Here is a 19,697-nt window from a genome sequence, read left to right on the forward strand (position 1 = left end):
GACTGCTGCCGCCGTGAATGTGTTGATGTTCACCAACACCTATGCGCCGATCGTCGGTGGTGTCAGCGAGTCCGTGCAGCGCCTGAAGCACCAGTTGCAGCGGGCGGGGCATCGTGTACTGGTGGTGGCGCCTCGGCTGGAGGGACAGCCGGAACACGAGCCGGACGTGGTGCGTGTCGTCGCGGTGCAGCATTTCAACGGCAGCGACTTCTCGCTGCCGGTGCCAATCCCCGGACAACTGTTCGACGCCATCGAGGCTTTCGAGCCGGACATCGTGCATTCACACCATCCCTTCCTGCTGGGCGACACCGCAGCGCGCGCGGCGGAAACCTACGGCCTGCCACTGGTGTTCACCCACCACACGCTGTACGAGCACTACACCCACTACGTGCCGGGGGATTCCTCGCGGATGCAGCGCTTTGCGGTGGCACTGGCGACCCAGTACACCTGGCTGTGCGATGAGGTGATTGCTCCCAGCGAGAGCGTCAAGCAACTGCTGGTCCAGCGCGCCGGCAACCCGGACATGACAGTGGTGCCCAGCGGGGTGGACACTTCACTCTTTGCGACGGGCAAGCGTGATCGCTGGCGGGACCACTTCGCGATCCCCGCTGATGCCCGGGTGATCGGCCATCTTGGTCGGCTGGCCAAAGAGAAGAATCTGGCATTTCTGGCGGGCGCGGTGTGCCAGGCGCTGGTCGAGGATGCCGAGGCCTGGTGGCTGGTGGTAGGAGACGGTGATGCCCGAGAAGCGGTGGAAGCCGCCGCCGATCGTCATGGGGTGAGCGAGCGTGTCTGTTTTACCGGCTGCCTGCACGGGCAGGCGCTGATCGACGCCTACCACGCCATGGACGTCTTTGCCTTTGCATCACACAGCGAGACCCAGGGCATGGTGGTGGCCGAAGCAATGGCAGCGGGGCTGCCGGTGGTGGCCCTCGATGCCCCTGGCGTTCGCGAAGTCGTGCGAAATGGCGAGAATGGACGGCTGCTGGCGCATGAGGATGAGCAGGCCTTCGCCCTGGCCCTGGCCGAATGTACCGACGCACGATACTGGCCGGCCCTGCACGAGACCGCCCTGAGCACGGCCCAGGCCTACGACGAGGCTCGCTGCGCCGAGCGCTGCCTGCGGGTCTACCGCCTGGCGATCGCCCGCGGCGGCCCCTTCACCCACGCCGATGACGGCGGCTGGGAGCGTGTACGCAGCCGACTGGGCGCGGAGTGGCAGATGCTACGCTACCGAGGGAGGGTGCTACGCCACCTGGTCCAGGAGGAGTGGCGTGAAGAGTGGCGTGAGGAGCGGCCATCCTGGTGGCCCGGCCAACATGAAGACGAACCCGAACTGCCGTCGAGGTGACGCCGCTTGCTGATTCAAGACACCTAGGTTTAAACGCACAAAATTTTCCGAATAGTGCGTTCATTCATTTTATGCTCATGTGACTCGGCTTCACCAGGAGAGCACGATAGAATCTCCAAAGGCTTCGTTTCTTCGGTTGGATAGAGCGAACAGCGCTCGGTGAGGGTATGACGTTGGAACAGACACGGCAGGACAGCAAGCGATCATCGTCGGCGCAGCGTGATGACGACGCCGTGTCCCTGCGCGCGGATCTGACCATCGAGTTACCGATACGCTTCGTGCATGAGCTGTCCGCGGCCGAATCGCTCCAGGACGTGCTGGATACGGTGGCACGCTGGTCAAGTACGGTGTTTGGCGCCAACCGCGCTTCCATCACTCTGGCGCAGTCCGAGACCGAGCTGACCCTGATCGCCATGGAAGGTAACAACGCCATCCCGATGGATCAGCCTGTGCCGATCTACGGCACCATGGTCGGACGTGTCTATCGCACTCGCCAGGCGGAGTACGCCGAGCGTTTTGACGGGAGTCCCGATCTCGACTGCCAGATGCTCAGTGCCAAGGGGCTAGGGTGCTGTCTCGATGTCCCGATGATCAGCGGCAGTCGCTGCGTGGGCACCATGAACATCGCCCACGAAAGCCCGAATGCCTTCACCGATGAAGATCGTGAGCGCCTGCAGGCCATGGCCCACTGGGTCGCCGCCAGCATACGCATCCATCATCAGATCGAAGAGATGGAAGTGCTGTCCGAGACCGACCCCCTGACCGGGGTGTGCAATCGTCGCGCCTTTGCTACCCGTTTTGCCACCCTGGCCAAGCGCTGGCAGCGCGGCAAGGGAGCGCTGGGTGTCGCGCTGGTCGATCTCGATCACTTCAAGTCGATCAACGATACCTACGGCCATGAATCCGGGGACAGGGTGCTGGTCGCCGTGGCCAAGGCGCTCGACGCAAGCTTTCGCAAGTCGGACCTTATCGCCCGCATGGGGGGAGAGGAGTTCTGCGTGGTCATGGCGGACGTCGACAAGCCTGCCTTGATGTCCGCCCTCGAGCGTTTCAACCTTGCCCTGTCCGAGCTGGAGATACCCGTCGCCGATAGCGTGATACGCGTCACCGCCAGTATCGGTGCGTTGCTGATCGACAGTGACAGCGCTGACCTCGACAGCCTGGTCAATCAGGCCGATCAGGCGATGTACAAGGCCAAGACCAATGGTCGAAACCGAGTCGAGTTCGTGCACGTGACGCAGTAGGTCAGCCGTGGCGGTGCTACTTGCTTTCCACTTGTCTGGATGATCCCCGATCGGCCTTTCTCCCGTCGGCCCAGCGCTTGAGTCCGACCAGCAGGCCGACACCCAGCGCCAGGCCACCCAGCGCATAGAAGATCTCGCTGCGACTGTCGGCGGTGATCAACTCGCCCAACTGGCTGCCGAGCAGGGTGACCCCGGCCAGGCCCGGGGCGATGCCCAGGGTGGAACCGATCAGGTAGTCGCGAAAGCGCAGATGGAAGGCTCCGGCCATCATGTTGGTCAGGGTAAAGGGGGCCAGCGGCAGCAGGTTGACCAGCGTCATGGTGCGGATGCCGCGTCCCGACAGGTAGCGTGACAGGCCGTTCAAGCGCTTTCCCCCGTAGCGCAACAGCGCATCGCGGCCAAGCTTGCGACCGACCCACCAGGTCAGGCAGGAGGCCGACAGGGTACCGATCAGGGCGTAGCCGAAGCCCCACCAGGGGCCAAATACCAGCCCGGTCGCTGCCACCAGCAGACTCAGCGGAAACATCACAAGCGATAGCCCTGCATAGACAGCAGCCACCACGACGATGGCCCAGGGGCTGTCGCGCCACGCCGTGCCACCCTGGGAAAGCTTCATCAGGGTGTCGACGGTAAGCAGGTCATGCATGGCCAGCCACTGCCAGGTCAGTCCCAGCGCTGCCAGCACGGTGATGGCCAGGGTCGGCAGTAGCCAGCGCCGCGTCATCGGGGGGATTCCTGAGTGGCGGGTGAGGGTGCGGGATGGTCGTTATCGGCAGTCAGCGGCCATTTGAGGGGCTGCTGCTGAAAGTAGCGACAGAGCAGATCGTAGAGTCCCGGGTAGGCCTCCATCAGACGGTCGGGGGCGCTGAAGAAGGTCTCGCAGCAGACGGCAAAGCACTCGCCGGGATGGCTCGCGGCGTAGTCGTCGATCGGCGTGGGGTCGCCTGCTTCGAGGCGCTTTTGCAGGTCCTGCCAGACCGCCGTGAACTCGCGATGCCACTCCCTGGAGGCGATGGCGACCGGCAGTGGTGGAAACCCGTCGACGTCCTGGGAATTGCCCATATCGAGCTTGTGGGCGAATTCATGGATGACCACGTTGAAGCCATCCAGGCCACCGCTCTCGACCAGATCGGGAAAGGCGATCACCACCGGCCCCTGGTAGAAGGTCTCGCCGGCGCGCTCGTCCTCGTAGACGTGCATCACCCCGGCCTCGTCCATCTCTTCGACCTGGCGACGAAAGGCGTCGGGCAACACCAGTACTTCGTGCACGTTGGCAAAGGCTTCCTGGTGCTCGTGCTCGCTCCAGCCGAGCGTCAGCAGACAGGCCTGGGCCGCCAGGGCCAGGCGTTCCTCGCTATCCAGTGCCGCAGGGTCCAGGTCCGGGTGCAGACTCAGACGCTTGTCATGAAGAAACCGCCAGGCGCGCTGACCCAGGCGCTGGGCCGAAGCCTCGGGCACCCGGGCCAGCAAGGGCAGCCGCGCCCGCGCGCCTGCCCAGGTGTCGGCGGGGAAGGGATGGCGGGCATCGAAGCGGGCTGCCCGCCAGCGCTTGAGTCGTGACAACACAGCCTAGCTGTCGTCCTGGTCCCTGGCGCCGGACTTCCACGACCAGTCGCGCAGGCGCAGGTCGAACAGGTCCTTGCGGCGGTCCTTGAGGTTGGTCACCGAGCCCTCGGCACGCACCACGGTCAACCGCGACAGATCCAGGTCAGAGAACATGATCATCTCGGTGTTGGGGGTGGTCTCTGCCATCACTGCGTCGTGGGGGAAGGCGAAGTCGGAAGGCGAGAACACCGATGACTGGGCGTACTGGATGTCCAGGTTCTCGATGGACGGCACATTGCCGACGCTACCGCACAGCACCACGTAGCATTCGTTCTCGATGGCTCGGGCCTGGGCGCAGTGACGAACCCGCAGATAGCCGTTCTTGGTGTCGGTCCAGAAGGGCACGAACAGCAGGTCCATGTCCTGATCGGCGAGCAGTCGGCCCAGCTCCGGGAACTCCACGTCATAGCAGATCAGGATGCCGATGCGTCCGGCATCCGTCTGGAATACGCACAGATCCTCGCCGCCCTCGATCACCCAGTCGCGGCGCTCCTGGGGGGTGATATGCAGCTTGGCCTGGCGCTCGATGGAGCCGTCGCGGTGGCACAGGTAGGCCACGTTGTAGAGGCGTCCGTCGTCACCTTCCTCGATCATCGATCCGGCGATGATGTTGATGTTGTAGGCCACCGCCATGCGTGACATTTCGGTCTTGAAGCGCTCGGTGAAGCCAGCCAGAAAGCGGATGGCCGCCATCTGGTCCTGCTGGGCGGCGCGGTCCTGAAGGCCCATCAGCGGTGCATTGAACAACTCCGGGAAGACCGCAAAGTCGCTCTGGTAGTCGGACAAGGCATCGACGAAGTACTCGACCTGCTGCAGCACCGCCTCCACCGAGGCGAACTCGCGCATCTGCCACTGCACTGCGCCGACCCGAACCTGGGTCGGACGACTTTCCAGCATGCGTTCGGCCGGCTCGAACAGGATGTTGTTCCACTCGAGCAGGGTCGCGTAGCCCTGGGACTTCTCGTCTTCCGGCAGATACTTGCGCAGCAGGCGCTTGACCTGGAAGTCGTTGGACAACTGGAACGACAGGATCGGGTCATGCAGCTCCTTGCGCGAGACCTTGTCGATGTACTCGCTCGCCGACATGCTGTCGGCCACCCGGTGATACTCGGGGATGCGTCCGCCGGCCAGGATGGCCTTGAGGTTGAGCTGGCGACAGACCTCCTTGCGCGCCTCGTAGAGGCGACGGCCAAGGCGATAGCCGCGGTAGTCGGGGTCGATCAGCACGTCGATGCCGTACATGGCATCGCCGTCCTTGGCGTTCTGGATCGTCTCGCGCTTGCCGATCAGGTCGTCGTACTTGTGCGGGTTGGAGAACTCCTCGTAGTCGACCAGGGCGGTAAGCGCCACGCCGATGACCCGGCCGTCGTCCTCGATGACGATCTGGCCGTCAGGAAACTCCGCCACCAGCCTGTCGATGGTGATCCTGGGCCAGGCTCCGCCGATGTCGTGGTAGACCTTGTCCATCAGCCCCTTGAGCTGAGGGTAGTCGTCACAGGTGAGGTTACGGAGATTGAGCTGAAGATCATCGAGGGACATGAAGCGTTCCTCCGGAAATGGACCGCATAGTCTAACATGCCGCCCAGGGCAAGGCGGAACGAGGTGTGCAGCATAGCGCAAAAGCATAAGCGTTATGCATCTAAAGCTCGGGGGGCAGTAGTGCACATCAAGGGAAGCATGAAGCGCTGGAGAGAGCGCTGGAAAGAACGCGTCCAACAAACAGCGGGCCTTGCCACGACAAAGGCCCCGCCGTAGCGGAGCCTTGGGATGCTGCGTGCAAGCTCTGCAGCGCAGGTGTCCTGCAATCTGGAGGCTTAGACGTCGTTTTCCGGCTCGTTGGCCGAATCGACACCGCTGTCTTCCACCAGGTCGCCCTCGTCCAGCGCCGACTGGCTGTCGCTGGCGGAAGCGTCGTCGCTGGGCGCGTGGTTGGAGTCGACACCGCCATCCTTGACGATCTCGCCTCCGGGAATGGCGCCATCTTCGCCCTCGGCCTTCGCTGAATCGTTGGAGGAGTCGACGCCGCTATCTTCAGGCATGACTTGCTCCTGCTTCATCTCTTCGTCTCCCTCGGCGTGGTGATCGGCCAGGGCGGCGCTGGAGAACAGGCCGATCAAGCCGGCCAGGGCGAGGCGCTTCAGCAGTGTGGTCTGGTAGGTGTTCATCGTAGTACCTCCGGGTTGTAGCTGTTGATGATGCTCTGATGACGGCCCAACGGCATTCCCGTCGTCGACCTTTCATTGTCCGTCGCTTCATGCGGGGACTGAAGGGTGGGGGGCGGGATGTGGGGCGGGTCGTGAGCAGGCCTGCTCGCGACATATTGCGTCACCTTCCTGGTGACGCCATCGAGTGGGTGGCCTGAGCCCTTCCGTGGGCCCTGTGTTCTTCCCTGTCGGTGTCGGGCACTGAGCCTGTCCGCTGGCTCTGTTGGGCTTCCTGCCCAGCGGTTCCTTCCTGGAACCTCTTGCGGCCATCCTGGCCGCTATCACGCGGCGATGACTGCCACGCGGCTGTTCGGGTCAAGGCCTGGGCCCTTCCGTGGGCCCCGAGATCGTCCATGGGGATATCGGGCGCGAGCCTGTCCATCGCTCAGTCGTGGGCGTCCTGCCCTGCGGTTCCTTCCTGGAACCACCAGCGGCCATCCTGGCCGCCATGCCGTGGCGAGTCCCTGCCACTGTGACCATCCGTGGCCTGGCGATTATTCGGTGTCGTTGGCGGAGTCGACGCCGCTATCCTCTGCCAGCTCACCCTTCGGCTGGGTCTCGGACATGCTGTCGTCGGCTTGCTCGGCGCTGTTGGAAGAGTCGACGCCACCGTCTTCGACGAGGGGCTTGTCGGCATTCATGGCGCTGTCATCGGCCATGCTGGAAGAGTCTTGCTGTTCGGTCACATTGTTTGAGGTATCGACGCCGCTTTCCTGGGCTTCGTTTTCCTCATGGTGAGCGGCCATGGCCATGCTGGAGAACAGTGCCATCGTGCTCATGAGTGCTGCGGCCTTGACGATGTGTTTCATGCGGAACCTCTCGTCGCTGGATTTGCAGAGGCCGTTGGCGTCCTGTGCTCAACGGTTGTACTAAACCTATACAACGCATGGTGGTTTTGCAAATACGGACGTTATTCTTGTCTAATTATGGTTAGCCGTTTCAGCGACATCTTGACGTCCTCGGCCCTTGTGACGGGGCCGCGGGACGAAAGTCAGCGGGCCTCGCCGTGACGGCGGATCGGCTGCCGGAAGGTCTGGGCCGTCAGCACGCCGGCAAGCACCAGAGCGCCGCCGCTGAGGTGGTACCAGCCAAGCCGTTCGCCGAGCCAGAGCATGGCGATCAGGGCGCTGAACAGCGGCATCAGGTTGATGAAGATGCTGGCGCGGCTGGCGCCGATGTGGCGAATCGCGAACATCCACAGATAGGTGGTGATGATAGAGGCGGGGATGCCGGCGTACAGGATCAGGCCGGCGTTGCTTGTGTCGATCGGTGTCATTGGGCCCAGCAGGTAGGCCGGCAGCAACAGCAGGACGGCGAACACCGCTTGAACGTAGAGCATGACCCAGGGCGATATGGCAAGCGGCCAACGCTTGAGCATGACCCCGTAAAGGGCGTAGCAGGTCGCGGCCACCACCATCAGCGCATCGCCAGGGGCCACTTCCAGATTGGCCAGGACGGCGATGTCACCTCGGCCGAGTAGCCACAGCACGCCAGCGAGAGCCATCACGCCGCCCAGGCAGCCGCCCCAGCTAGGTGGCTCACGCAGCACCAGGGCGCTGAGCAGAATCGTCAACAGCGGCACCATGGCTGCCAGAATGCCCATGTTGGTGGCGCTGGTAGAGGCCGCCGCGACGTAGGCCAATCCTTGCCACAGGGCCATGCCCAGCAGTCCCAGAAGCGCAAGCTTGGGCCAATGCGTGGCGATGGCGTGTCGCTCGCGCCAGCTCTGGCGCCAGACGAAGGGCGTCAACACGGCCACCGCCAGTAACCAGCGCAGGAAGGCGATGCTGCTGGGGGCGATGGTGCCGACGGTCAGCTGGTTGATGGTCATGTTGCCGGACCAGATCAAGACGGCGCCCAGGGGGGCCAGAAAGGGCAGGAGGGGCATCGGGACGGGTCCATGTCATCGAGAAGGTCTGGCGGAAAAGGCACCGCCGCCTATCAAGGCGGCGGTCGATAACGCAATACCAGTTGTACAGCAGGCTTGTACAGGATTCGAGTGACGTATCACTGTGTCCTGCCCAGGCGTTTAGCCGATAGCGGCGGCTCCGGCCTTGGCGACCTGGATGTCCTGGTCCGGCTTGACGCCGGAGATGCCAACGGCACCGGCCACCTGGCCGTCGATGATCACCGGTACGCCACCGGACATCAGGCCCTCCATGGGCGCCGACAGGAAGGCGTTGCGGCCGCCGTTGATCATGTCTTCGAAGACCTGGGTCTCCTTGCGACCGATGGCGGCGGAGCGGGCCTTGGCCATCGCGACGTCGGCACTGAACGGTGCAGCGCCGTCGAGGCGGCGCAGGCCCAGCGGGTAGCCGCCATCATCGCTGACGACGATGGTCACGGCGAAGCCATTGGCCTCGGCTTCCTTCTGGGCAGCGTCGAGGATGGCGTTGACCTGGGACTGGTCGAGGTAAGGCTTGGTCGGCATGGGGAGTCCTTGTGATTGAGGGTTGTGGTTAATATGGAAAATATTTTCGTTTTTAGTCTAGGCGCTCTGGGCCTGTCTGACCAGAGCCTCGTCGACGATCTCGATCCAGTGGCGCACCGGGGTGCGGTTGGTGGCGGCGAGATGGGTCTGGCAGCCAATGTTCGCGGTGACAACCACCTCCGGCTTGCCTTCCTCCAGCGCGTCCATCTTGTTGTCACGCAACTGGCGTGACAGTTCGGGCTGGGTGATCGAGTAGGTGCCGGCGGAGCCACAACAAAGGTGACCATCTCGCACCGGCGTCAGGGTGAAGCCCATCCTGGTCAGTACCGTTTCCACCGCGCCGTTGAGCTTCTGAGCGTGCTGCAGGGTGCAGGGGCAATGGAAGGCCAGGCGCTGGTCGGCGCGCACGTCGAGGGTTGTCAGGTCTTCCTGCCCCAGCACCTCGACCAGGTCCTTGGCGGCCTCGCTGACCCGGCGCGCCTTCTCGGCATAGTCGGGGTCGCCGGCCAGCACTTCGACATACTCCTTGACGAAGGCGCCGCAGCCGCTGGCGGTCTGGATGATGGCCTCGCAACCGGCGTCCAGGTGAGGCAGCCAGGCGTCGATGTTGCGTCTGGCTCGCTCGCGTCCGGCTTCCTGGGCGTTCAGGTGGAAGTCGATGGCGCCGCAGCAGCCGACCTCGGGGGCGGGCGTCAGGCCGATCCCCAGGCGGTCCAGCACGCGAGCAGTGGCGGCATTGGTGTTGGGCGACAGGCCGGGCTGCACGCAGCCTTCGAGAATCAGCATCTGGCGCGGATGACGCTTGCCGTCGGGGCGCTTGCCAGCGTCGACCGGGGCCGGGGGCATCTTGCTCTTGAGCGCCCCGGGGACCAGCGGCTTGAAGGTCTGGCCCAGCGCCAGCAGGGCCTTGAACCGGCCGGGCTCGACCAGTGCCTTGCGCAGGCCGAAGCGAAGCGCCTTGTCGGAGGTGCTGCGCGGCACACGCCGCTCGATCTCGGCGCGGCCGATATCCAGAAGCTTGTGGTACTCGACGCCTGAGGGGCAGGTCGTCTCGCAGTTGCGACAAGTAAGGCAGCGGTCGAGGTGAAGACGGGTTTCCTCGGTGATCTGGTCATCGTCTTCAGGGCTTTCGAGCATCTCCTTCATCAGGTAGATGCGGCCGCGCGGACCGTCGCGCTCATCGCCAAGCAACTGGTACGTCGGGCAGGTGGCATTGCAGAAGCCGCAGTGAACGCAGCTTCTCAGGACTCTGTCGGCCTCGCGAATGTGCGGCTTCTCGAGGTCTTTTTCGCTGAAATGGGTCTGCATGTTGTTATCCGCTAGTCATGGTCGAGGCCCGGACCGTCGCCGGGGCCAAACGGGGGATCAGGTCGTCTGTCGATGGCTGTCCGATCATGCCGCCTTCGCCGGGCGGCTGTGATCGTTCAGCGCCCGGTCTACCAGTCCGGATACAGTCGGCGCGGATTGAAGATGCCGTCGGGATCGAGCTTGCGTTTCACCCGCTCGTGGTACTTGGCGACCACCGGCTGCAGTGGCGTGAAGGGCTCGGCGGCGCCCGGTGTGAAGCAGGTGGCGTGGCCACCGGCCTGGGCGACGGCGTCGCGCAGCGACTCGGCGTCGACCTGCCCCTTGAGCCAGCGCTGATTACCGGCCCAGTCGAGCAGCAGTTGATGTGGCTCGACGCCGGCGATGTCCAGGCTCGGGGTGTTGGTCGGCAGGCTGATCCGCCACAGCGGCGTGCTGGTGTCGCTGAAGAAGGGCAGCGACAGCTCTCGGAGCTCGCGCCAGAAGTCGGCCTCGAGGGTGTCCCCGCCGATCGCCTCGCGGGTGGCGGCCACCGAGCTTGCACCGCCTTCGAGACGCAGATGCAGGGCGCCACTGTGCCAGGCCGCTGCGCTCAAGGGGAGCGGCTTGCGTCCCCATTCGGCCAGACGACTCAGAGCCTCTGACTGGGACATTTCCAGACGCAGGCTGGCGCTGGCGGTAGGTAGCGGCAGCACCTTGAGGGTGACTTCGGTGATCAGTCCCAGGGTGCCCTGGGCGCCGACCATCAAGCGTGACAGGTCGTAACCTGCCACGTTCTTCATGACTTCGCCGCCGAAGCGCTGTTCACGCCCCTGGTGATCGAGTACCCGCAGGCCCAGCACGAAGTCTCGCACCGAGCCGGCCCAGGGGCGGCGGGGCCCGGACAGTCCGGCGGCGATGGTGCCGCCGACGGTGGCCTCGGCACCAAAGTGTGGGGGTTCGAAGGGCAGCATCTGGCCCTGGTCGGCCAGCGCCTCCTCGAGTTCGGAGAGAAGGGTGCCGGCACGCACCGAGACGATAAGCTCGACTGGATCGTAGCTGGTGATACCGCGGTGTTCGCGGGTGGATACCGGCGTACCTTCCACCGGGCGGCCATAGAAGGCCTTGGTGTTGCCGCCGACGATGCGAAGCGGACGTTCGGCACTTGCCGACTGGATCGCTTCGGACAGAGCCGCCAGGCCGTCGAAGGCGGAAGGGGAAACGTCATTGTTGGACATGGTGGTACCTGAATTCCGACAAAGAGGGACAAACGTCGACAAGGCGCGACACACGGAGCACGGCAGCGCTGCAAGGGCGTCACGGTCGATGGCAGGAGACGAGGCTTGCCGCCTTCCTGTCTGAACCGTGCCCCTTTCCTGCGGCGCCTGGAAGCGTGGCGGCTCCGGCTAGAACCTTGGCAGTTCCGGGTGCGGCAGCTCGTTGTTGTGCACCATGCATGGCACTGAACCTTGATCGCGCGCAGCGCGCCAGCGTCGGGACGCTCTCGTGGCTGTCATGGCTAGAACCTTGGCAGTTCCGGGTGCGGCAGCTCGTTGTTGTGCACGTGCATCGCGCCGAACTCGGCGCACCGGGCCAACGTCGGGATGTTCTTGCCTGGGTTGAGCAGTCCCTCCGGGTCGAAGGCGGCCTTGACCGCGTGGAAGGCGGTGATCTCCAGGCTGTCGAACTGGGCACACATCTGGTTGATCTTCTCGCGGCCGACGCCGTGTTCACCGGTGATCGAACCGCCGGCTTCCACGCATAGCTCGAGAATCTTGCCGCCCAGTGCCTCGGCGGTTTCGAGTTCCCCTTCGCGGTTGGCATCGAACAGGATCAAGGGGTGCATGTTGCCGTCGCCGGCGTGGAAGACGTTGGCCACCTTGAGCCCGTACTGCTCTGACAGATCGCTGATGCCCTTGAGCACCCTCGGCAGCTCGCGGCGAGGAATGGTGCCGTCCATGCAGTAGTAGTCCGGCGACATGCGGCCGACCGCAGGGAAGGCGTTCTTGCGACCGGCCCAGAACTTGGCGCGTTCGGCCTCGTCGCGGGCGAGCTGAACGTCGCTGGCGCCAGCCTTGGCCAGCACCTCACGCACGGTCTCGATATCGTCGTCCACGTCGGCCTCGACGCCGTCGAGCTCGCACAGCAGGATCGCCTCGGCGTCCACCGGGTAGCCGGCTCGGATGAAGTCTTCGGCGGCGCGGATGGCCAGGTTGTCCATCATCTCGAGGCCACCTGGGATGATACCGGCGGCGATGATGTCACCGACCGCGGCGCCGGCCTTTTCCACGTCATCGAAACTGGCCATCAGCACCTTGGCGGTCTCGGGCTTGGGCAGCAGCTTGACGGTGATCTCGGTGACCACGCCGAGCATGCCCTCGGAGCCCATCATCAGCGCCAGCAGGTCGAAACCGGGGCTGTCGAGCGCCTCGGAACCGATGGTCATGCGCTCGCCCTCGATGGTCATCACCTCGAGCCTCAGTACGTTGTGTACGGTGAGGCCGTACTTGAGGCAGTGCACGCCGCCGGCGTTCTCGGCCACGTTGCCGCCGATCGAGCAGGCGATCTGGGAGGAGGGGTCCGGCGCATAGTAGAGCCCGTAGGGCGACGCCGCCTCGGAAATGGCCAGGTTGCGCACCCCTGGCTGGACCCGGGCGATGCGGGCGTCGGCGTCGATGTCGAGAATCCGATTGAAGCGCGACATGACCAGCAGCACGCCTTGTTCCAGCGGCAGGGCACCGCCGGAAAGGCCGGTGCCAGCGCCGCGGGTGACCACCGGCACGCCGAGTTCACGACACTGCTTGAGCAGCGCCTCGACCTGGTCCAGGCGCTCTGGCAGGGCCACCAGCATGGGCAGTACGCGGTAGGCCGACAGGCCGTCGCATTCGAAGGGGCGCAGGTCTTCCTCGCGGTGCAGCAGGGTGAGGTCGGGGACCACGCGGGTGAGTTCGGCGAGCACCTCGTTCTTGTCGCGCCGTGGCAAGGCGCCGTCCAGGCGTTCGTCATAGAGGATGTTCATGACGCTTCCTCGGTTGAGCTAGCACGGTCGTGCGGCTAATGATGGTTATTGTCTGCACTACAATCTGCGTTGTCTTGACCTCGGTGTCCAGATTTTGGTTTGCTGGTCTGACCAGTTATTGGCAGATGTGCTCGGTTCAGGGCATCAATACGGACGATGAACCACGCACGCTGCGGGAGGCAGGACATGTGGGACAACGAAGAACGACTGGCACCGAGCAGCACCTCCCAGGCCATCGCCTCGAAGCTGGAGACGCTGATCCTTGACGGTGTCTTTCGCCCGGGGCAGCTGTTGCCCTCGGAACGGCGGCTGTGCGAGCGGCTGGGGGTGGGGCGTTCCTCGCTGCGCGAGGCGCTTGGCAGCCTGCGAAGCAAAGGGGTGATCGTGACTCGCCAGGGGCGTGGCTCCGAGGTGGCGCCGCTGGTGGAGGCGCCCCATGCCACGCCCTTGATGCATCTGTTTCGCGAGCACCCACGCACCCTGTATGACCTGCTCGAGGTGCGTGCGCTGCTGGAAGGGGAGTCGGCGAGCCTGGCCGCGAGCCGCGGCACCGCCTCGGACAGGGTGTTGATCACCCGTCGCTACCGCGAGATGGCGGACTACGTGGACAAGGCGGACCCCCTCGAGGTGGAGCGTCTGGCGCGACTCGACCACGCCTTCCACCTGGCGATCTGTCAGGCGTCGCATAACCCGGTGCTGGCGCATACGCTGCAGAGCCTCACCGACCTGCTGCTGAGTTCGGTGTTCGCCTCGGTCAAGCACCTCTATCATCGCCCTGACGCCAGGGACATGATCAACCGCCAGCACGCCCGCCTGCACCGAGCGGTGGTAGAGGGCAAACCACAACTGGCGCGGCGGGTGGCGCTGGAGCACCTGTCCACCATCGGTGACATGCTGCGCGAGATCGAGGCCGAGGATCAGCGTCTGGAGCGCTCGGCCATGCGCCTGGAAGAGTGGTAAGTGCCGGGACGACGGCAGAGACTTCTGCGCGCCGTCCCGGGGCCTGCTATTCCTCGTCGATGATGCCGCTGACGGCGGCTACCTCGAGCTTGTGGCCGAGGTGCGCGCGCAGGATGTCGCCCAGGCGCTTGCCATCGCGGGCCTCGATCGCCTCCAGCATGGCCTCGTGGTCGGCGACGGCCTTGGCCCAGTTGGCCGAGCCCATCTCGACGCTGTAGCGAATGCGCTTCACCCTTTGGCTCAGGTTGTTGTACATCTCGATCAGCACGTCGTTGTTCGACGCGGCCAGGATGCACTCGTGGATCTGCTGGTTGACCTCGAAGTAGGGGGCCAGTTCCTGGCGCTGGTAATGGCCCACCATCAGCTGATGCAGACGACGGATCTCCTCGATGTCGGCGTCTGTCAGGTGCTGACAGGCCAGCTCACCGGACAGGCCTTCCAGGGCGCCCATGACGTCGTAGGTGTTCTTGACCCCACGCCGGGTCAATCGCACCACGCGGGAACCTCGATTGGGCAGGTTCTCGACCAGCCCTTCGGACGTCAGCACCTTGAGGGCTTCTCGCAGTGGGGTGCGTGACACACCAAAGGTTTCACACAGGGCCTTTTCGGCGATCTTCTCGCCGGGCAGCAGGCTGCCTTGCTCGATCAGGTCGCGGATCCTGTCGGCCACTTCCAGGTACAGGCTACGCGGCTGAATCTTTTCCATAGCGGATTTCCCGGGCTCATCATCGTTTGACGGTCGAACGCTTGACGGTTCAACTTTTCCGTATTATGAATTCATTATTCAAATTATGCGAGTGTTGGCGAGCGTATTTGGCCAGGCACTCGGGTAACCCTGTGAGGCAGCGGAGGGTGGGGCCGAATGGCATCGATCGGATTCCGGCCGTTGTCTTGCTGCCTGCCTTTTCTGTCTTCTCTCATATCTTGCGCTGGAGTTGCTATGGCCGGAAACGTATTTCTTGCACAGGTACAATTGTCGCGTCAGTCGGCGCGGCAATTGCTCGACGCCGCCTTCGCCTTTGCCCGCAAGGGCGAACTGCCTCCTCTGACCGCGGTGGTGCTGGACGCCGGCGGCAATCCGGTGGCGGCCGAGCGTGAAGACGGCTGCAGCCCGCTGCGCTGGCCGGTGGCCAACGGCAAGGCCTACGCCGCGCTGGGTATCGGGGTATCCAGTGGTACCACCGGCGAGCGTAACCGCGAGCGTCCCGCCTTCCTGGCGGCGGTGGCCGAGGCCTCCGGGGGCCGCTTCGTGCCGGTGGCGGGGGGGGTGCTGATCCTGGATGACGACCAGCGCATTCTGGGCGCGGTCGGTATCAGTGGTGCTTCCTCGGCCGATGATCAGGCCGCCGCCATCGCTGGCATCGAGGCGGCAGGCTGGCAAGCCGGGCTGGAGCCCGAGACGGTCTCAGATCCCTGATTCCGGTCTGGCAACTGTCTGGCGACAGGGACGGATGCCAAACCCGTCAGCAAGCGACAGAGCGAGCCTTCGAGCTCGCTTTTTTTGTGTATGTCTGCAGGGATGCAGCAAGGGAGCGAGTGGCTTGGATGACTCGTTGTTTCGAAATAAGACATTGAAATTTAATCAATAAATATTCTCTAAGGCGAGTTTGCGAAAGACAAAAGTATAATACCTAATTTTGAATTATGTATCCATATTGACCCTGACCCAGCGGGAAGCGACTCCTGTCCCCAGGCCCTGAACGCCCTGGAAACGGAAAGCTCAAGTGACGGAATCCGCGACTGACGGAACCGTTACGTGAAGAGCACGCCAGCTCCCGTTGAGGCTTCCTCCAGGGTGCCAGTCGGCGCCCACCGCCAGACCACGATGGACAACAACAATCGGAGTGAGGGTTATGAAACTGCTGAAGACCGTACTGGCCGCATCCGTACTGGCGCTTGGCGTCGGTGCCGCTCAGGCCGACGAGGTGCAGATCAAGTTCGGCCACGTCGGTGGCCCGGGATCGCTGTTCGAGAAGACCGCCAACGAGTTCGCCCGTCTGGCCAACGAGCGCCTGGAAGGCGAGGCCGAGGTGGTGACCTATGGCTCCAGCCAGCTGGGTTCCGACGAGCAGATGCTCAACAAGCTCAAGCTCGGCACCATCGATCTGTCGCTGCCGTCGTCGATCATGAGCAGCGTGGCGCCGGAATTCTCGCTGTTCGAGATGCCCTACCTGATCGAGGACCGGGAGCACCTCGCCCGAGTCCGCGACGAGGTACTGCGCGATGTCCTGTATCCGGTCGCCGAAGACAAGCGCTACCGCATCATCGGCATCTGGGAGAACGGCTTCCGCCAGATCACCAACAACGTCCGCCCGATCGTGGTCCCTGAGGATCTGGACGGCATCAAGCTGCGTACCCCCAACGGTGTGTGGCGGGTCGAGATGTTCAAGAGCTACGGCGCATCGCCGGCGCCCATGGCGCTGTCCGAGGCGTTCGTCGCGCTGCAGACCGGCGCCATGGACGGTCAGGAAAACCCGCTGGTACAGATCTATTCCCAGCGCTTCCAGGAGGTTCAGGACTACCTGTCGCTGTCCAATCACGTCTATTCCCCGGCCTATGTGCTGGCAGGTGCCAGTTGGACCCGCCTGCCCGAGCACGTCCGCGAGGTGCTGATCGAGACCGCCGAAGAGGTCGAGGCCTTCGCACTGGAGCAGGGCGCCTCGCTTGACGAAAGCCTGGTCAGCACCATGGAAGAGGAAGGCATGGAGGTGAACGAGGTCGACACCGACGCCTTCGTCGAGGGTTCCCGCGGGATCTACGAGAAGTTCGCCGCCGAGGTGGAAGGTGGTGAGGAACTGTTGTCGCGGGTGGAAGCACTGCGCGAATAACGCCTGTCCACTGCGGCCTCTCCACTTTCGGTGAGGCCGCATCCACCTTCGGAGGATGCTCTGTGCTTACCACCATTTCCGCGGCCTACCAGAAGATTCTGGAGGTCATCGTCTTTCTCAATGTGCTGGCGCTGACCCTGGTGGTGACCATCGGGTTCGCGTCACGCCTGTTGGGCTCTCCTTTCAGCTGGTACGACGAGGTCGCCTCGATCGGACTGGCCTGGCTGACCTACTATGGCGCCGCCCTGGCCGCCCTCAAGGGCGCCCATATCGCCTGTCCCAGCGTGATCAACATGGTTTCGCCGTCCATTCGCCTGCCCATCGCGCTGCTCGCCGAGGCGATCACCATCGGCTTCTTCGTGCTGCTCGGCGTCACTGGTTTTCAGGTGGTGCAGATTCTTGAAGGCTCCACCCTGGTGAGCCTGCCCAGCATCTCGGTGCAGTTCACCCAGTCGGTGATTCCGATCGGTGCCGCGATGTTCATTCTCGCCCAGCTGCTCAGGCTCCCCGAGGTCATCCGGGCGGCCAAGGGAGCCGGCTTCGTCGATCACGAGCTCGAAGAGGCCGGTGTGCTGGCCGACGACGTGCGTACCGACGATTCACCCACCGGTCCGCAGCGCGCCAGCTGACGAGGAGAACCCCATGATCATTGCTTCCATGTTCTTCGGCCTGATCGGGCTGATACTGATCAACGTGCCGGTGGCCATCGCCCTCGGCCTCGTCGGCGCCCTGGCCACCGTGGCCAGCTACGGCACCCTGGCCCTGCCCAATGTCGGCATGGTGATGTTCGACGGTGCTACCAAGTTCCCGCTGATCGCGATACCGCTGTTCATCCTGGCCGGCGCCATCATGAACGCCTCGAGCATCTCGCGCCGTCTGATCGATCTGGCCTCGGCCATGGTCGGCTTCATCAAGGGCGGTCTCGCCATGGTGACCATCGGCGCCTCGATCTTCTTTGCCGAGATCTCTGGCTCCGCCGTCGCCGGTGTCTCGGCGATCGGCTCGATCCTGATTCCGGCCATGCGCAAGAAGGGCTACTCCAAGGAGTTCGCCGCAGCCATCTCGTCCTCGGCGGCGAGCCTGGCGATCATCCTGCCGCCGTCGATCCCGATGATCCTCTACGCGGTCATGTCCGGCGAATCGGTGGTCAAGATGTTCGTCGCCGGCATCTTCCCAGGGCTGCTCGGCGCCCTGGGGCTGGCGGCCATGTGCTACTTCCTGGCGCGTCGTCACAACCTGCCGGCGGAGCAGAGCTTCCAGGCCTCGCGTCTGTGGGAGGCCTTCAAGGGCGCCATCTGGGCGCTGCTGATTCCGGTGATCATCCTCGGCGGCATCTTCGGCGGCATCGTCACCGCCACCGAGGGCGCGGCGCTGGCGGTGGTCGTGGCGATCTTCATCAGCGCGGTGATCTATCGCGAGTTCAGCCTCAAGATCTTCTACAAGGCCTGTCTCGATGCTGGCGTGCAGACGGCGGTGGTGATGCTGCTGGTGGCTTCCTCTGCAGTGGTCGGTCTGTATCTGACCGAGACCCAGATTCCCCAGCAGCTGGCCAACTCGATCGCCGAGATGACCGACAACAAGTACGTGGTACTGGCGCTTCTGAACGTCATCTTCCTGGTGCTGGGCATCTTCCTGCACTCGGCGGCGGCGATCATCCTGGTGGTGCCCATCGTGCTGCCGCTGGTGACCGCGGTGGGCATCGATCCGCTGCACTTCGGTCTGATCGTGACGCTGAACCTGGCCATCGGCCAGCAGACCCCGCCGGTGGCCAGCGTACTGATCGCTTCCTGCTCCATCGCCAAGGCCGACATCTGGGCCACCACGCGCACCAATCTTTGGTTCCTGGCGGTGCTGTTCGTGATCCTGCTGATCAACACCTACGTGCCCGCCGTGGCCCTGGCGCTGGTCAACCTGATCTACGGCGTGTGATCGCGACCACCACAAGGAGAACAACGACATGAGCGACAACGATCAGGGCCAGGTGCACTACCACAGCGAAGATGGCGTCGCCTGGCTGACCTTCGATCGCACCGCCAGCCGCAACGCCATGACCTGGCAGATGTACGACCAGCTCGAGGCCCACTGCGAGACCATCGAGAACGACCCGGAGCTGGTCGCGGTAGTCATGCGTGGCGCCGGCGGAGAAGCCTTCGTCGCCGGCACTGACATCAAGCAGTTCGCTGCCTTCGACAAGGGCGAAGACGCCATCGCCTACGAGCGTCGCATCGACCGGGTGGTCGGGCGGGTGGAGACCCTGCCGCTGCCGACGCTGGCGCTGCTGGAAGGCTTCTGTGTCGGCGGTGGCGCGGCCATCGCTCTGGCCTGCGACTTCCGCCTGGCGACACCGAGTCTCAAGTTCGGTATCCCCATCGCCAGGACGCTGGGCAACTGCCTGTCGATCACCAACGTCTCGCGGCTGGTCGAGCACGCCGGTATCGCCCGGGCCAAGCAGGTACTGATGGCGGGCGAACTGGTACGTGCCGAGGAGGCCCTGGCCCTGGGGCTGGTCGGCGAGATCGTCGACGCCGAGGCCATCGAGGCGACGGTGGCCGAGCGGGCGCAGGCGTTCAAGGAGCGTGCCCCCTTGACCGTGCGGGCGGCCAAGGAGGTGATCCAGCGGGTCATCGAACAGCGCCGCCCGGCCTTCGACGCCAGCGACGACTGGATCGCCACCTGCTACACCAGCCGCGACTTCAAGGCCGCGGTGGACAAGTTCGTCAACAAGACACCCTTCCGCTGGCAGGGCCGATAAAGGCCCTGAGGCAAGGAGA

Annotated in this window: 19 protein-coding genes; 8 read left to right on the forward strand and 11 right to left on the reverse strand. The window is 64.2% G+C overall.

Annotated elements, in window-relative coordinates:
* Positions 1-13 precede the first annotated feature (13 nt).
* Positions 14-1,351 carry a glycosyltransferase gene (locus tag NFH97_RS13475; protein WP_045991740.1) on the forward strand — a complete coding sequence of 446 codons (1,338 nt, stop codon included), beginning with the start codon at positions 14-16 and terminating at the stop codon, positions 1,349-1,351.
* Between the two features lie 167 nt (positions 1,352-1,518).
* Complete coding sequence (locus NFH97_RS13480) at positions 1,519-2,595, forward strand: sensor domain-containing diguanylate cyclase (protein ID WP_083970241.1); 1,077 nt, start codon at positions 1,519-1,521, stop codon at positions 2,593-2,595.
* A gap of 16 nt (positions 2,596-2,611) precedes the next feature.
* On the opposite strand, the gene NFH97_RS13485 is transcribed toward NFH97_RS13480, so the two are convergent.
* From NFH97_RS13485 to glcD, 10 genes are all read right to left on the reverse strand, one after another.
* Positions 2,612-3,319, reverse strand: a complete 708-nt coding sequence (locus NFH97_RS13485; protein ID WP_108132413.1) for a TVP38/TMEM64 family protein — start codon at positions 3,317-3,319, stop codon at positions 2,612-2,614.
* A complete protein-coding gene (locus NFH97_RS13490) occupies positions 3,316-4,161 on the reverse strand; it encodes a M90 family metallopeptidase (RefSeq protein WP_349622931.1) in 846 nt (281 codons plus the stop codon). Before NFH97_RS13490 ends, NFH97_RS13485 begins: the two co-directional genes overlap by 4 nt.
* 3 nt (positions 4,162-4,164) lie before the next feature.
* Positions 4,165-5,739, reverse strand: a complete 1,575-nt coding sequence (locus tag NFH97_RS13495) for a bifunctional GNAT family N-acetyltransferase/carbon-nitrogen hydrolase family protein (protein WP_045991713.1) — start codon at positions 5,737-5,739, stop codon at positions 4,165-4,167.
* A gap of 275 nt (positions 5,740-6,014) precedes the next feature.
* The gene (locus NFH97_RS13500) at positions 6,015-6,365 is read right to left on the reverse strand and encodes a hypothetical protein (RefSeq protein WP_108132416.1); all 351 of its coding nucleotides are present in this window, start codon (positions 6,363-6,365) and stop codon (positions 6,015-6,017) included.
* A 533-nt stretch (positions 6,366-6,898) separates the two neighbouring features.
* Positions 6,899-7,213, reverse strand: a complete 315-nt coding sequence (locus NFH97_RS13505) for a hypothetical protein (protein ID WP_045991716.1) — start codon at positions 7,211-7,213, stop codon at positions 6,899-6,901.
* 182 nt (positions 7,214-7,395) lie between these two features.
* The gene (locus tag NFH97_RS13510) at positions 7,396-8,292 is read right to left on the reverse strand and encodes a DMT family transporter (RefSeq protein WP_045991717.1); all 897 of its coding nucleotides are present in this window, start codon (positions 8,290-8,292) and stop codon (positions 7,396-7,398) included.
* A gap of 141 nt (positions 8,293-8,433) precedes the next feature.
* Positions 8,434-8,835, reverse strand: a complete 402-nt coding sequence (locus tag NFH97_RS13515; RefSeq protein ID WP_045991718.1) for a GlcG/HbpS family heme-binding protein — start codon at positions 8,833-8,835, stop codon at positions 8,434-8,436.
* A 57-nt stretch (positions 8,836-8,892) separates the two neighbouring features.
* Positions 8,893-10,143 (reverse strand): glycolate oxidase subunit GlcF, encoded by a 1,251-nt coding sequence (gene glcF / locus NFH97_RS13520; RefSeq protein ID WP_349622930.1) that lies wholly within the window; start codon positions 10,141-10,143, stop codon positions 8,893-8,895.
* Between the two features lie 128 nt (positions 10,144-10,271).
* Positions 10,272-11,357, reverse strand: coding sequence for a glycolate oxidase subunit GlcE (gene glcE / locus NFH97_RS13525; RefSeq protein WP_213229109.1), 1,086 nt, complete (start codon positions 11,355-11,357; stop codon positions 10,272-10,274).
* Between the two features lie 281 nt (positions 11,358-11,638).
* Positions 11,639-13,138 carry a glycolate oxidase subunit GlcD gene (gene glcD, locus NFH97_RS13530; RefSeq protein ID WP_108448248.1) on the reverse strand — a complete coding sequence of 500 codons (1,500 nt, stop codon included), beginning with the start codon at positions 13,136-13,138 and terminating at the stop codon, positions 11,639-11,641.
* Positions 13,139-13,324: 186 nt separating this feature from the next.
* On the opposite strand from glcD, the gene glcC reads away from it, so the two are divergent.
* Complete coding sequence (gene glcC, locus NFH97_RS13535; protein ID WP_045991722.1) at positions 13,325-14,098, forward strand: transcriptional regulator GlcC; 774 nt, start codon at positions 13,325-13,327, stop codon at positions 14,096-14,098.
* A gap of 46 nt (positions 14,099-14,144) precedes the next feature.
* Here the strand turns inward: glcC and NFH97_RS13540 are convergent, their stop codons facing one another.
* Positions 14,145-14,804 (reverse strand): GntR family transcriptional regulator, encoded by a 660-nt coding sequence (locus tag NFH97_RS13540; RefSeq protein WP_349622928.1) that lies wholly within the window; start codon positions 14,802-14,804, stop codon positions 14,145-14,147.
* Positions 14,805-15,038: 234 nt separating this feature from the next.
* Between NFH97_RS13540 and NFH97_RS13545 the strand changes: the two genes are divergently transcribed.
* The 5 genes from NFH97_RS13545 to NFH97_RS13565 all read left to right on the forward strand — a co-directional run bounded on the left by NFH97_RS13545 (position 15,039) and on the right by NFH97_RS13565 (position 19,678).
* Positions 15,039-15,515 carry a GlcG/HbpS family heme-binding protein gene (locus NFH97_RS13545; RefSeq protein WP_045991724.1) on the forward strand — a complete coding sequence of 159 codons (477 nt, stop codon included), beginning with the start codon at positions 15,039-15,041 and terminating at the stop codon, positions 15,513-15,515.
* Positions 15,516-15,951: 436 nt separating this feature from the next.
* A complete protein-coding gene (locus NFH97_RS13550; protein WP_045991725.1) occupies positions 15,952-16,926 on the forward strand; it encodes a TRAP transporter substrate-binding protein in 975 nt (324 codons plus the stop codon).
* 62 nt (positions 16,927-16,988) lie between these two features.
* Positions 16,989-17,555, forward strand: coding sequence for a TRAP transporter small permease (locus NFH97_RS13555; RefSeq protein ID WP_071211091.1), 567 nt, complete (start codon positions 16,989-16,991; stop codon positions 17,553-17,555).
* 13 nt (positions 17,556-17,568) lie between these two features.
* A complete protein-coding gene (locus tag NFH97_RS13560; protein ID WP_045991726.1) occupies positions 17,569-18,855 on the forward strand; it encodes a TRAP transporter large permease in 1,287 nt (428 codons plus the stop codon).
* Between the two features lie 28 nt (positions 18,856-18,883).
* Complete coding sequence (locus tag NFH97_RS13565) at positions 18,884-19,678, forward strand: enoyl-CoA hydratase (protein WP_108132423.1); 795 nt, start codon at positions 18,884-18,886, stop codon at positions 19,676-19,678.
* Positions 19,679-19,697 lie beyond the last annotated feature (19 nt).

Source organism: Halomonas sp. SCS19 (assembly GCF_040147015.1).
GTDB lineage: Bacteria > Pseudomonadota > Gammaproteobacteria > Pseudomonadales > Halomonadaceae > Halomonas > Halomonas litopenaei.